The 13,676-nt window shown below is 29.3% G+C and carries 12 protein-coding genes and 1 pseudogene; 1 reads left to right on the top strand and 12 read right to left on the bottom strand.

Features of this window, described 5'->3' with window-relative positions; all coding sequences use genetic code 11:
- Positions 1–40 precede the first annotated feature (40 nt).
- The 7 genes from ABKJ27_RS04685 to ABKJ27_RS04655 all read right to left on the bottom strand — a co-directional run bounded on the left by ABKJ27_RS04685 (position 41) and on the right by ABKJ27_RS04655 (position 9,079).
- Positions 41–1,126, bottom strand: a complete 1,086-nt coding sequence (locus tag ABKJ27_RS04685; protein ID WP_410011429.1) for a DNA primase — start codon at positions 1,124–1,126, stop codon at positions 41–43.
- A gap of 9 nt (positions 1,127–1,135) precedes the next feature.
- On the bottom strand, positions 1,136–1,777 hold the full coding sequence (locus ABKJ27_RS04680; RefSeq protein WP_410011428.1) for a peptidylprolyl isomerase: 642 nt from the start codon (positions 1,775–1,777) through the stop codon (positions 1,136–1,138).
- Between the two features lie 197 nt (positions 1,778–1,974).
- Positions 1,975–2,637 carry a NisI/SpaI family lantibiotic immunity lipoprotein gene (locus ABKJ27_RS04675; protein ID WP_261076911.1) on the bottom strand — a complete coding sequence of 221 codons (663 nt, stop codon included), beginning with the start codon at positions 2,635–2,637 and terminating at the stop codon, positions 1,975–1,977.
- Positions 2,638–2,647: 10 nt separating this feature from the next.
- Complete coding sequence (locus ABKJ27_RS04670; protein WP_410011427.1) at positions 2,648–3,925, bottom strand: lanthionine synthetase C family protein; 1,278 nt, start codon at positions 3,923–3,925, stop codon at positions 2,648–2,650.
- Positions 3,912–5,687: an ABC transporter ATP-binding protein gene (locus tag ABKJ27_RS04665; RefSeq protein ID WP_410011426.1), complete on the bottom strand. Its 1,776-nt coding sequence runs from the start codon at positions 5,685–5,687 to the stop codon at positions 3,912–3,914. Before ABKJ27_RS04665 ends, ABKJ27_RS04670 begins: the two co-directional genes overlap by 14 nt.
- A gap of 4 nt (positions 5,688–5,691) precedes the next feature.
- On the bottom strand, positions 5,692–8,655 hold the full coding sequence (locus ABKJ27_RS04660) for a lantibiotic dehydratase (protein WP_410011425.1): 2,964 nt from the start codon (positions 8,653–8,655) through the stop codon (positions 5,692–5,694).
- Between the two features lie 247 nt (positions 8,656–8,902).
- Positions 8,903–9,079 (bottom strand): gallidermin/nisin family lantibiotic, encoded by a 177-nt coding sequence (locus ABKJ27_RS04655; RefSeq protein WP_261076916.1) that lies wholly within the window; start codon positions 9,077–9,079, stop codon positions 8,903–8,905.
- A 257-nt stretch (positions 9,080–9,336) separates the two neighbouring features.
- On the opposite strand from ABKJ27_RS04655, the pseudogene ABKJ27_RS04650 reads away from it, so the two are divergent.
- A pseudogene (locus tag ABKJ27_RS04650) lies at positions 9,337–9,887 on the top strand (IS5/IS1182 family transposase); the annotation flags it as partial.
- Between the two features lie 309 nt (positions 9,888–10,196).
- Here the strand turns inward: ABKJ27_RS04650 and ABKJ27_RS04645 are convergent.
- The 5 genes from ABKJ27_RS04645 to ABKJ27_RS04625 all read right to left on the bottom strand — a co-directional run bounded on the left by ABKJ27_RS04645 (position 10,197) and on the right by ABKJ27_RS04625 (position 13,590).
- The gene (locus tag ABKJ27_RS04645) at positions 10,197–10,628 is read right to left on the bottom strand and encodes a hypothetical protein (protein ID WP_410011424.1); all 432 of its coding nucleotides are present in this window, start codon (positions 10,626–10,628) and stop codon (positions 10,197–10,199) included.
- Entirely contained in the window at positions 10,621–11,325 is a 705-nt protein-coding gene (locus tag ABKJ27_RS04640) for a hypothetical protein (protein WP_410011423.1), read from the bottom strand. The genes ABKJ27_RS04645 and ABKJ27_RS04640 overlap by 8 nt, the downstream gene beginning before the upstream one ends.
- 186 nt (positions 11,326–11,511) lie before the next feature.
- Positions 11,512–12,189 (bottom strand): ABC transporter permease, encoded by a 678-nt coding sequence (locus tag ABKJ27_RS04635; RefSeq protein ID WP_410011422.1) that lies wholly within the window; start codon positions 12,187–12,189, stop codon positions 11,512–11,514.
- Positions 12,167–12,907 carry a lantibiotic ABC transporter permease gene (locus tag ABKJ27_RS04630; RefSeq protein ID WP_410011421.1) on the bottom strand — a complete coding sequence of 247 codons (741 nt, stop codon included), beginning with the start codon at positions 12,905–12,907 and terminating at the stop codon, positions 12,167–12,169. The genes ABKJ27_RS04635 and ABKJ27_RS04630 overlap by 23 nt, the downstream gene beginning before the upstream one ends.
- Positions 12,904–13,590: an ABC transporter ATP-binding protein gene (locus tag ABKJ27_RS04625; RefSeq protein WP_261081818.1), complete on the bottom strand. Its 687-nt coding sequence runs from the start codon at positions 13,588–13,590 to the stop codon at positions 12,904–12,906. The genes ABKJ27_RS04630 and ABKJ27_RS04625 overlap by 4 nt, the downstream gene beginning before the upstream one ends.
- Positions 13,591–13,676: the final 86 nt, after the last annotated feature.

The raw sequence follows: 13,676 nt of genomic DNA, 5'->3' as shown, positions 1-13,676 counted from the left end.
CCTTCATTCTAATATTAGCTAAAACATCTTGATTTTGTTATCACAGTTCTAAACATTGAGAGGTTTGTCTTACTGGTGGATTTCCAAATGTATCTTTTACTGTCTCAAGCTTAAATTGAAAATCTGATTTCTTTTCTCTAAGAATATCGTTCCAGTCTATTTTTTCTTTCCCAGATTCATTATTAGGTAAATCCAGTAAAACAGGAAATCCTGATTGAGAAAACTTATCAGAAAAATCTTTTCCTGCTTCATCACAATCTACTGCCAGTGTCAATAAATCAGGATGATTATCAAAATAGCTGGTGGTATCACGAATTGTATTGATTAAAGGCAATAACTTTGAAGGTATTACTGTATCTAAAAATTCCAATTTCTGATTTTCTTCAGCTATCAGTCGTAAAGTTTGATAAGCGACAACAGACCTTTTTAAACCCTCCATAGATACCAAACGAACATCAGATAGATTTTGTTGATGAAGTTCGTAATAGCTCATCAAGTCGACGAACGATTCACAAAAGACCAGTCTATTTGGTTTACCAATGTCAAAGGATATTCCAACATGTCCATGGCTCCCTTTTAGAATTGTTTTTAACCTCTCTCTAGGAAGAGAGTGATTCTTATATATCCCTTGTAAGCTTGCTGCCTGTAGCTTATGACGATGATCAAAGCTTTTAAAAACAATAACAGGTTCAACTGTTTCATTTGTTTTCCAGCTGGCTTGTGCTATTAAACCCTGTTGAATCATACTTTGTACGATTTCTTCTGAAATTCCTCTACATTCTGTTAAGTAATATCTGGCCAGACTACAGTTAGAATCTTCTATTCTCTTTAAAGGATAATAAAATGGTCTCTCTCTTTTTGCTTGAACAGCTTCTTTTTGAAAAGGTTCTTCAGAAAGAAAGGCTAGAGCTTCTTTAAAGGAAATTCCCTGAACAAGTCGAACAAAATCAATGACATCACCTTGAATATCTCTTGAAAACCATTTAAAAGTATTGGTAGTTGAAAAAATCCGAAATGAATCGTGTTCAGGATGTTCATAGACACTGCTCGAAACTTGTTTAAAGGAGATACCTAAACGATTGGCTACATCAAGAATTGAAATTTGCTTACATTCTTCTATTTCCATGCAATATCATCATTTTGTCGTAGTATTTGGCAGTGATGGAACAGATGAGGATTCTTCTAAAGTTTTGGGAGTGGCCTTATCCAAATCATCTAACCCAGATTTCCAAACCTGTACTTGATTAACCAATAACTTACCAGGTAGTTTCGAATAAGACAACTTAACCGTTCTGGTTTCTGTCTGATTGGTCTTTGATTGGTTGGCATTCTTTAAATCGGATACATAGGTTACATTATAAGAGACCATGGCAATAGCTTGATTCGTAGTCTGATTGACAAAAATATCAGCTTTTTCAAAATGATAATCCAAAATATAATCCTTATACACTTGGTTCATGGCATCATTTTGACTTGACAATTCTTGAGAATAAGCTGATTCAGTCATATAAGGTTGAATACGTGTATTATTTTCCCCTAGTTTTTCTTTCGTATAGTACTGTGTCAAAAATTCTTTTACAGTATCCGATGACAAAATACTTGCTTTATCTTCTGCTTGTTTATCTTCCACAAGTTTAGCTGCAGCCAATTCAATCTCTTTGCGACTTTGTTTAGCAGTGGAATGTTGACCAGCAGTATATCCTATCATGAGAATAAAGCTAGTTGCAGCCACTGCTCCAACACTAATTAAGGCTTTAGTTTTGACTTTATTTAACATCTTAGACCTTCTTTCTATAAAAACTAGGTCAAGAATAACAAAAAGAACTTGTAAGTTTTATCACAAGGAAAAAGTATGGTCTAAAACTCAATTTCAGTAGAAAATTAAGTAAATCTTCCCACAATAAAACGCATAGTATCTAGTTTTTTCAATTCCTGACACTATGCGCTTTTTCTTTTAAAGACTTTTTGCCCAGTTTAGCTTCTTAAGAAAGCCAAATGATATTCTCCATTCAATTTAACTGCTACTTGCTCGTGGATAGACTGGTTTTCTAAGGAACAAATTTCTCCATATTTCCAACTTTCACGCTCCCCTGATAATCTAGTGACTGACTTCACTTGATTATCTAAGTTAGCAACTGTAGCACTAAGCTCTTCTTTTGGAATAATTTCTTCAGTAATTGTAAATAATTGTTCCCCTATCTTCAACTCTCTGGCTTCTTGCTCATTGATAGCAAATCCTCCTACTAAGCGAACATTAAATAAGTCAGAAACTTTTAGAAGTTCTTCTTTAGAAATATTATCAAGTAGTTTACATTTATAGAAAGTACTATCAATTTTTATGGCAAATTCTCTATTCTTGGTTTGATATAAATCACCAATCTCCAACAAATCATTCTTTATTTCATTATTGGAATCATCGTAAGATATTTCATAAGTATCATCATGATTGCTTACTTTACTTTCAATATCTTCATATGAAATTAACTGATTAGTTACACCATAATGCTCTCCTTTATAATCGAATCGATTATAACTTGAGTCGAGAAATTTAACATCAAACTTCTCATATGTACATCCAGCCAATCCAAGTAAACTTAAGAAAAAAATTACGGAAAGATAGATCTTTTTGAATTTCATAGTTCTCCTCCTAATTTTCTATAGTTAAATTATCAAAAATCAATAACGCCTCCCTCCAATATGTCTTTACAGACTTATTTTGGATATGAAGTAAAGTCAAAACAATTCCCAAACTTCCATCCAAAAATTTAACACTTCCTTCATTTCCATCAGAATAGTAGCTATCTTCCTCAAAACCAAACTTTTTTGATATAGTAAAACTACTTAATATTTTTTCTTTAATTATGGACAAATACTTATCCCAAGGTTCTTCTTTAAAAATTTGTTTGTATAGAAAACCAATTTCATATAATCCGGAATATCCATGACATAATATAGAGGATTGTACACCCACTGGACATTCCAGTGAAGCAATCAAAATGTTCTTTGATTTTTCTACCAATTTTTGATCTTTCAAAAATATCCCCACATACAGATAGAGCAAACTGATACCTGGACTACCATAACACCAAGCATCTCTAAAATATTCTTTGTCATCTAAATCACTACCCTTACTATATTCGTCCATATCAATAGCCGATTTCCACTTATATTGATTAGTCCCATCTGCTATTTCTGACCTATCATATATTTCAATAATATTTTTTAAAAATTTTTTTGTTTTTGAATTTGTAAATCCTTTAATGCAAGCAATAGCTACCATTATCCCTACTCCTGCCAACCCATGTGCTACTCCTAAGTTCAAGCATCCATTAGGAAAAATCTCACTTTCTATGATTGATAATTGGTTTTGGGATTTAACATAATATGGAGGGAGGCCGTGATTATTTACAAACAAATCAATTAGCTTATTAATTATATCAGAAATAATATCATTAAATTTTTCATCATCTTTAATCAGTAAATATACTAGTATTCCAGATATTCCCTCAATTATATCATAATTCAAGGGAGACAGCGTATCTGCATCTATTTGATGTATTGTATCCTCTATAGAATAACAAATATAATTATCAATGCTATTTATTAAATTAGAGTACTTCTTATCCTTATTTGCTAAATGCAATAAACTTAATGCTAAACCTGCAGCACCTGAATATAGAGAACTAGATATGATACCATTATTTGATAATATTTTGACAATATATATAAGGTAGTTATCAATTTGGTCTTTATATTCATCATAATTAATTTCTGATAACAGTAATATTACACCTGGTAAGCCCGCAGCTAGAGAGTAGTTTTCATAAGAGTTATATTTCGTATCTCTTTTTATTTTAATGTCCCATTCCTCAATAATTCTTCTCTGAAGTAATTCAATTATTTTAGACTCATCATACATTTCCATACTCCTCTGAATAATAGATTTCTTGGTACTCAGGACATTTATGTAAAAGTTCCACATGAGTACCTACTCCAACTATTTCTCCATTATCTAAAACTACTATTTTATCTGCTTTTTGAGCAGATTTTATATTATGAGAAATAAATATTGAAATTTTGTCTTTTGCATTCTTTTTAAATGTGTCAAACAATTGCTTTTCTGATATTGGATCTAACGCCGAACTAGGCTCATCAAGTATTACAATAGGTGCTTCTTTAAAAAAAGTACGTAACAAGGCAATTTTTTGCCATTGACCGCCAGATAGCTGTCTCCCATTATTGAACCAACTTCCTAACTGAGTATCCAAATCAATCCTACCACCTCTCTTAATAAAATCTATATTGAAATCATGTGATATAAGATTAATACTTTCCTCAATATCCATTTTAGATAAATCACCTAGACATATATTTTCCTTTAGTGAAAGTTCATATTTTACAAAGTCTTGAAATAAAGCAGAAATATTATTTTGAAAAAATGTTTCATTATCCTTAAAATCCAAATTATCATATAAAATAACTCCTTTGGAAGGGATATATAACCCCGCCAAAAGCTTGACCAATGTACTTTTCCCGGATCCATTTTTTCCAATGATAGCAACTAGTTCATTTTTCAACAGCTTTAGATTTATGGATTTTACAGCAGGAGTATTATTTCCATTGTAGATATAGCTAACATCTCTAAACTCCACCTCGCTTATATCAACTTTGGATACACTATTACATTGTTTATCTGATTGACTACTGTCATCCAAAAACATAAGCAATTGCTCCATATATAAATTTGAATTGTTAATAATGTAAATGTTGTGGATTATATCTTGCGAATATGTGTCTACTCTTCCAAATGCCTGTATCAAACTCACCATATTCCCAAGTAATAGTTTTCCTTGTCTTATCAAAAGTACCATAAATACTATTCCTACAAGACCAATTATATTTAACACTCCTCCTAATAATAGGTTAAAAGAAATTTTTTTTCTTGATATACTAAGATCTTGCAAAATAAACTGTTCTTTTAATTGTTTATACTCATTTATTAAATAGTCACTTATACCATTTAATTTAATTTCTTTGAATGAAAAATCATGAGTTAGCAAATAATTTAGATACCAGACTTTTCGCTCTTTATCTGCTCTCTTCCACTGTAATAAAAATTCCATTTGACCAACTTTGATAAATAGTACTAATGATAAAATCGGAATGATTAATAATAGAAGTGCAAACTCTAATCTCCAACTTCCTATATAGTATAAACTTAAGAATAGAGATACTGTAGAAGATAACAGAGACAGTATTGCATTGAGTAATTGTAGCGGCTTATATGAAACACCTTGATTTAATTTCTCTACCAAATTGTAGACAGTGGACTGTTCAAAATCAGGTAATTTCAACATTGCAACTCTCTCCATTAACCGCGTACTCAAATTGTAAGAAAGTAAAAAACCAATTTTCTCCCCAAAATATGAGTTGAGTTGAGTAACTACAGCAGAACAAATTTGTATGACAACGTATACGGATATTATATAGGACAATTGCCCTCCAGAAATAATAGTATTAATTAGTTCTTGAGATATCAATAGGCTGATAACTGGTATCACACCATTAATCAATGTCAAAACGATTAATCCACTAATATATTTCTTGTCAACTTTATAAATCATTCTCAAGCTACTCGGGATTCCACAAATTGTTCTAAAAAAATCACTATGAGTAAACTCTGGCATTGCTCTACCTCCTATACTGTTCAGAAATAATTATCGAACGTAAAATATAATAAATTTCCCTTTCTCTTTCTCTATCAATACCGACTAGTCGATTATTATGTACGTGAATAATACTATCTACTATAGAAAATCTTTGTTCTTTAGGGTATGCTGTCAATGTCTCTTTTAATTCTATTAACTCATTTTTTAAATTTTGGACATTTTCGCTATATAAAACATGTAATTCATCAATTCTCTCGATAGCTTCTTGATATTTCTTACGTTCTTTGTTTATATTAAATTTATCAGTTCTAGGTGAAACAAATTCTAAAAATTCTACTCTAGTTACATAGTCAAATAAATACTCTAGATAGAAATATGGTATTAATACTGATATATATTTTATATCCAAAGAAATATTCCCTTTTTTATTTTGACTGATGATTTCCATATTCAAATAACTATCTAAGCAGAATATATTCTCAATTTTTTCTAATGTTTGTTTTCCTCCATATCTTTCAATTTCTCTATCATATGTACTAATCTCATAATTAACCATTACATTATTAGTAATAGCTTTTTTCAATTCCCCTTGAATAGTTTGAAATACTTCTAAGTTATTATCTGATTTAATTCTAAGTCTGATTTGTGAGTGTTTTTCAATGTATCTAAGATAAAATAATTCTCCCTGATATTTGTCTATTAATAATTTTATATTCCGTAAATAATCAGTTATAAATTCGTCCTGACGATTATTAGGAATATATAATTTTAAATATATCCAGTCAGTAAGAGGGAGTTTTTCTCTTGATAATCGTTCTACCCTTTGCATATTGCTTTTATTTCCATAATTATTATAAAACTCTCTCTCTTTTTTAAAAGGAATAACAATCTCAGAAGTTACTGACTTACTATTTTTTAAAAATACTCCGTCATCATCAATTATTTCTTGAATTATAATAAATTCAAAATTATTTCTTTTAGCTTTCGAAAACATATCAGTGAGTAGTAGGATGTCTAGATGCTTTGTAAGATCAATATTTATTTTATTGTCAATGTTAACCACATTAAATTTATGAGGGATATTTTTGGATTTCAAGTACGAACAAATATTTTTATCAGTTATTTCATTCAATTCATTTTTATAGATTTTCCAAGTTTTTGGAGAAATAACAATATTTCTATAACACAATCTTGGTATAAAATTAAATTTAGCATACACCAAATCCCATGGAATATTTCCAAAATAGTCTTCAGAAATATCGCATAGAAACCTAACTTCATTGCAAAATAACATTCTATTGTACATATTAGTCACATAAAATTTAATTAATTCACCTGTCAATTTCTCTCTTGCATAAAATTTCCCTCCTTCCCCAATACCAATGTAAATATTATCTAATTTAATTTCATTTTTAGAAGAGTTTAAAAATAGCGAAAGTGTATAATTGCGAACTGTATTATTTCTCATAACATTACAGTCTCTAAAAGTTTCAGGCATAAATTCTATTTCACAAGTTACTATATCTTGATTATTATTCCAATTATTACAGTAATTAACCATTTTTTGATGATACTCATTAAACGATTGAGAAAATTGAGAAAATCGCCCTGAGCTTGCACCCAAGTTACTTGTACCAACTAGATTACTCAAGTGAAATTGTACTGTGTCCGTTTCTAACGTTTTTGTAACACTAAAGAATAGCTCCATACCTCCTACTTCATATTTTTTATTTTCTTTTAGAAAAAGTCCTTCTAATTTTTGTAAATCTATATTAGTATCAGTTCTAACAGCATATACGTATAAATCTAACAAGACTTTTTCTAAATTATCAGAATAATATTTAACTTTAGGCTCTGTTTCAATAATCTCATTTTTAGGATGTGTATAATCAAAGGGGGCTCCAATGCCAAAATTACTATCCATCATTTCAATTATAGGAACCTCTTGATTCAATCCATATTTTTCTAAAAACTTATCTTTATAGTGATCAATATATAATTTTTTATCGTCCATATTTACCTTTTCGATAAACTGAGCACATTCTTCAAGGATGTTCTTATATTGATTATCTAAAGTAATTTGAGATTTATTAAATAGATCTACTTGGACATAATTAGAAGAATAACAGATGTCACACATTTTAGCACATATGTTAGATAATATTTCGTTTCCCTCACCAACATCTGACCTCTCATATCGAGATACGAGATATACAATTTGTTTCAAAGCTTTCAACAATTCATTGCATCCTAACTTAGAAACAGTGGCCAGCAAAAAATCCCAGTCATTATTTTCTTTATTTTTAAATCTCAATTCCGAGAGTAAATAATTATTTTTTATTAACTCAATTATATAATTAGTTACAATCTCTTTCTTTTCAACTCCATATTTTTGCATTAATGTGGCATGCAAATTATCAAACGAAATAAAACTATCACTACACAAACTAACAATTAATTCATATGCCTTTGTATATTTGATACTCACCTCTTCTTCATTTTTCTTTAATGAATACAACTGGACAGCTCGATTTCCATTTATATAAACAGCTCTATTAACTTTAAATGATAAAATCGCATAATTGTCCATTTCCAACATATCAATAAATTTCATATACCAATTGCTATCAGGTTTAATAGATTTATAACTAGAATTTTCTAATGACAAACTAGATTTAGAAGCAAATTTCCCAATACTTGTTTCTGAAAATAGTCCAAAAGGTGTAGCTCTATTCATTGAACGTTTGTAATATTTGTAAGTAGATATAAAAAGCTGACGAATTTCCTTATCTTGTGTTAATTTATTTTGATAATATTTTAATAAACTTTGATACACCAATGGACTTGCTACTTGTAATTGCTCTAAAAAAACACTATCTTTCCTAATAAAATCAAAAAAATCATTTATTGTATCAAAAATATCTGTATCTCCAGCTCGAATAGAATTTCTAATTAAAAAATCTTGAGCCTCAAACTTATTAGCCATATAACTCTCCTAACCATTATTTTAAAATATTACCATTTTTTATTATACTAGTTAATTCCCAGAAGCCTACCGACATAGGATTTTTATAGTAATAAAATTTAGATTCACTTTCATTCAAAATTCGTGAATCAATTACTTATCAGAGTAAGTATTAAAAAACTCCTCTTACTTAGTGAAATAAAAACAATTTTATTTTATTAAGTAAGAGGAGGGTAATTCATCACTACCCTCCCCAACCCTACTAAAATCATCCTGTGATATGAATAGAGCAATGACCATTACAAGAAATTGTATTACCTGGACACATTAACACTCCTGTAACACATCCTGGGGTACAGAAAGATATGCTTTTATATCTTGGGGAAGCGCCAGAATTATCTTTAGTCACTTTTACTAAATCCAAGTTAAAATCGTCGTTACTCATTTTTTGAGTCCTCCTTAAAATTTTTTTATTTTTGTTCGAGCAATTGAATTATAGAATTATTTTTTCAGAATATAATCAGAAATTGGCAATATAGAAAAAATTTTCGATACGTTTTAATAGAATATTTGTAATACTATTTTGAATCTACTATGGATTAAATACTCCACTTAGATTCGAAAACTATAAATTAATATACCATTGTTATAAGTACAATATACTAAAAAACACTGTAACTAACTCCTTAGAGCTTTAAATTATTGATTAGTGTCAAAAAGACGACTTACAAAATATGATATCCTATCTAGATACGACTTATAAATCCAAAAACTGCAAAGAAGAACGCCAAAAACATTAAGTCTAGAAGAACAGTTGATATTAACCTTGCGTTATTCACTCTATTATCCAACTCAACATCTTCTAGCTTTTGATTTTGGTAATGGAATAGCTACAGATGTCACAGAAAGTCCTTTTCAACGACCTAAAAGAAACACAACATAAAGACACAAATCAGACTCGCTTTAAAAATACATCATGCATACCAATTAGTTTTTTTCAGATGGTCATACGCATGATTTTACTCACTTTAAAGAAAAAATGGGTCATAGTTTAACAGAAAAAATCACCTGTTTGTGTATATTTGAATTGTTTAGGCATTGTAAATCTTCACGAGAATACCTTTATTCCTATTAAAAATTCTAAAAATCATCCATTAACTGAAGAGGATAAGCAGTTTAATAGAGAGAGGGCTACAATACGAATTAAAATTGAGTATTTTAATATTAAGTTTAAAACTTTTCAGATTAAGGAATAACCTTATCACAATCGAAAAAAATATTTGCGAATGGTCTATTTATTTCGCACTTTACTGAGCGAGACGTACTAATAATCATACTTCAAATATCTGATCCTTAACTATGCCATAAAAATACTTGTTAGAGTAATGTTCGCTTTAGTCTTTTATCATTAGAAAACTTATGGGACTTTTTTCAATAAAATAGGCGCCATAAGTTCTATAGGGGATTCACCCACTATAAAACTTATGGCGCCTATTTTAGATACCTAATATTATGTATTTTTTGCTTTTAAAGACTTTTTCCAAGTCTCTATTATCTTATTTTTATTTACATTCGGTATTAAGTTTTATGAATTTTTCTTTATTAATCGTTCTTATTGCTGGCTTACTATCTGTAATAATCTCCTTCACTATATCTTCATAAATCTGTTCTGGGATATCACTTGGTTTTTCAGGAGATAGATATAGTTTAGGTATCATAGTATTATTTAATTTAAAAATCTGTTTTTTATCCACTACTGTATTGCGGACAAATGGAACTTTATCCCCTGCTCTTATCAAAAAATAACTTTCTCTGAACTTTTTATTTCCTCCACATTTAGCTATCATCGTAGCCTTATGAGTTTGACACTTAAACAATATCTTGTTATTTTGAACATTTGAATGACAGATATAATAATGCCTTATTAAGGCTAAATCAGAATTTACATCGGGGAAAGGCATTAAAACCTTAATAACATCCTTCTTGCTAATCAATGACTAATCTCCCACTTGATTCGACTTCAACATAAACTGGATTCAACAATTCCTCGTTTGTACTTAACGAATCCAGCAATTCTAAATGTTCCTCGTTTAAATTCATAAAATCCTCTTTTGAAAATACAAAATTCTTTTGATCTATCCTTAAAATTTCATAGTCGTAGTCAGGCTCCGAACTTTTTAAAAGGTCTAAAATTTCAATATCATCATCTGTAATATCTTTTTCGCTCATTGGAATTTGTTTTTTTCCAGCATCAATTTCTTCTTTATGAGTAGACCACATTTTAAATTGATGCGTCAAATCAGATAACTCGGACTCTGTCAGTGTATTAATAATAAATTGACTTATTCTAGCATTACTTTCATCAATATCAAAATCACATTGTTTTTGTTTAAGATAATCTTGAACTTCAGCTTCTCTATAGGTGATATCACCGTAAAAATTTGAAAATACTGGTCCATTTTTATAAGCTTTTAAATATGTAAAATCAGAGTCTTTTTTTTCTACAAATTGAAACATTTCATATAGAAACAAGAATTTTTGTAGTTGTAACTTTGAGAACTTAGTAATATCTTCTTGCTTGTTAAGCCAAGCAATCTTATCTAACATACTTTTGGAAGTATTTAAAACCATATTCTCCTCCTTATGATTACAAATAAAAACACAAGCACCACATCTGTCACCTGCGTTCATCTGTTTCCCTTCTATACTTATATAGTACAACTATGTATAACTTTTGTCAAGGAATTTCACTTAAAAAATCTAGTAGAGAATAGTTTGGCGGTAGTTTGGAACTTACTAGATTACAACATACCTGTTGTATGACAAATAAACCACCCGTATGACGAGTGGCTATGATTTTTCAGATATAAAATTACTCTACTTAGTATATGATTGAGCGCCTTTTCTGCTCACAATTACTAAATTAGCAACAAACAATAATACAACATAAAAAGTTAAAACTAATAAATTGGTTGTGCTTCTAAAATTATTTTCTAAAATTATATTAACTGGTAAAATTACTGGAATCCAAAAAATATTAAGAAAAACTTTATTTGTTGCAAATAATATAAATAAACTTTCTACAACAGCAATAAGTAAATTGCCACCTTTCGCAATAAACAATGTCAATAGCATGTGGAAATGATTTAGCAATATTAGTAATAACCAACTAACTATTCCTACGTAAAAATAATATGAAAAGTGTTCTAACTCTATACCTACAACTACCCATAAAGGAATAGTGAGTAAAGATAATAGTAAATCTAACACAAAAAGTTTCGCTCCCCATATACTGGATATATTTCTCTCACTCTTAATATTCTGATAATTATTAGCATTGCTTTCTTGTTCAGATACTAATAAAGTGATTATCGTAGTTATCATACAATAGCCTAACATGGGTAAAAAGATAATATTTTCCAATACAATTGTGTTATTTACAGATAATATGTAAATTGGAATTGTCAATAGTTGTATAGTAGACAAAATCAAAATAATGTATAGTTGATACGAACCTTTAAATTTAATCATTTCACTTTTTAGCAATTGGATCATTACTTAACCTCCAATTTAACATTAACAAAGAAACAATAAATAGAATCAATGATAGAAATACGGTAAATACTACCATTTTAACGTCTGTTACATGATTTGTTAAATCTAAATCTCCTGACGGTTTTATATACATAAGACTATAAGCAATTTTATAATGATATGTAAAAGGAAAGAAGAACCAAAAGCTACTTTGAGCGATAAAAGGTGCAACCAAAAAACAAATCAAGGAGTTAATAGTTACTAGGATATAGGGATTGATCCATTTTGAAAATAGATACAAGAGTGGCAATACCCATATGGATGTTATCGAAATAAGTACTAAACAAATTAAGTCACCAATTATATTCAATGATATTAAGTCGGCATACAAAAAATTACTTGTAAATAATAATATAGCTAAAAACCATACGTTAGAAATGAGTAAATCTTTTAATTTTAAAAGTATCTTTACGATATATATTTTTATGCTATCATTTCGAAAGTATATATTCTGGAAGTTTCCTGCAGCTTCTTCTGCTTTATAATCATATAAAAATAACAAGCCAATAAGTGTATACAAAAAGACGGCTTCCCACCAATATATTGAAAAACTTTCTATAATACTCGGTCCAACAAGTAATATAGCTATTAAAATCGACAAGCCAGGAGCTATTATCAAGAATTTTTTGGATGTATTTTTTCGCTGTTTTAACCATTCTGATTTAAATATTTTTATCATATTGCGTCACCTCCATGAACAATTCTAAAAAATAAAGATTCTAAATCATCACTTTGAACATTCGAACCGTCGTAAAAAATTTGACCATCATGTAAAATAACAATTTTATCTGCCACTTTACTAACTTCATACAGTTGATGGCTAGATAAAAGAATTGTCATTCCTGATTTCTTTAAAGAAATCATTAAATTCAATAATTCCTTTATACCATCTGGATCCAATCCATTGGTAGGTTCATCTAAAATGAGCAAATCTGGACTAGTAATTATTGCCATACCTAATCCCAAACGTTGTTTCATACCTAAAGAAAAGCTCCCTGCTTTTTTCTTTCCCGTATTAGATAGTCCAATCAAGTTTAGTACTTCATTAATTCGTTCGTCAGAAATATCATATAACAATGCTCTTGTTTTTAAATTATCAAAAGCAGATAAGTTCATATAGATAGCAGGAGTTTCAATAAGCGCTCCAATCTCATATATGCCCGCATTTTTTCCCCCATTAAAAATAACCGTACCACTATCAGCGTTTTCAAGACCAAAAATAATCTTCATAATTGTTGATTTTCCTGCACCATTGATACCTAATAATCCACAAATACTTCCCTCTTTTATTTCAAAAGAAATATTTTTCAGCACTTCTCTATCCTTATATGATTTTCTAAGTTTTTGAACTTGTATATTCATAACTATAATTCCTCCTTGTTTTATACTTGTATGCTACACTTTATTTTTCAAAATTTGTTCAGATTTTCCAATTTTAAAAAATAAAA

This window comes from Streptococcus sp. KHUD_011 (assembly GCF_046352925.1).
GTDB lineage: Bacteria > Bacillota > Bacilli > Lactobacillales > Streptococcaceae > Streptococcus.
Note: the sequence above shows the minus strand (reverse complement) of the source record. Positions and strands in the feature narration are given on the sequence as shown.

Excerpts from the sequence above, each read along its gene's own strand:
- ABKJ27_RS04685 (WP_410011429.1), bottom strand. The coding sequence starts at position 1,126 with ATGGAAATAGAAGAATGTAAGCAAATTTCAATTCTTGATGTAGCCAAT.
- ABKJ27_RS04680 (WP_410011428.1), bottom strand. The coding sequence starts at position 1,777 with ATGTTAAATAAAGTCAAAACTAAAGCCTTAATTAGTGTTGGAGCAGTG.
- ABKJ27_RS04675 (WP_261076911.1), bottom strand. The coding sequence starts at position 2,637 with ATGAAATTCAAAAAGATCTATCTTTCCGTAATTTTTTTCTTAAGTTTA.
- ABKJ27_RS04670 (WP_410011427.1), bottom strand. The coding sequence starts at position 3,925 with ATGGAAATGTATGATGAGTCTAAAATAATTGAATTACTTCAGAGAAGA.
- ABKJ27_RS04665 (WP_410011426.1), bottom strand. The coding sequence starts at position 5,687 with ATGCCAGAGTTTACTCATAGTGATTTTTTTAGAACAATTTGTGGAATC.
- ABKJ27_RS04660 (WP_410011425.1), bottom strand. The coding sequence starts at position 8,655 with ATGGCTAATAAGTTTGAGGCTCAAGATTTTTTAATTAGAAATTCTATT.
- ABKJ27_RS04655 (WP_261076916.1), bottom strand. The coding sequence starts at position 9,079 with ATGAGTAACGACGATTTTAACTTGGATTTAGTAAAAGTGACTAAAGAT.
- ABKJ27_RS04640 (WP_410011423.1), bottom strand. The coding sequence starts at position 11,325 with ATGAACGCAGGTGACAGATGTGGTGCTTGTGTTTTTATTTGTAATCAT.
- ABKJ27_RS04635 (WP_410011422.1), bottom strand. The coding sequence starts at position 12,189 with ATGATCCAATTGCTAAAAAGTGAAATGATTAAATTTAAAGGTTCGTAT.
- ABKJ27_RS04630 (WP_410011421.1), bottom strand. The coding sequence starts at position 12,907 with ATGATAAAAATATTTAAATCAGAATGGTTAAAACAGCGAAAAAATACA.
- ABKJ27_RS04625 (WP_261081818.1), bottom strand. The coding sequence starts at position 13,590 with ATGAATATACAAGTTCAAAAACTTAGAAAATCATATAAGGATAGAGAA.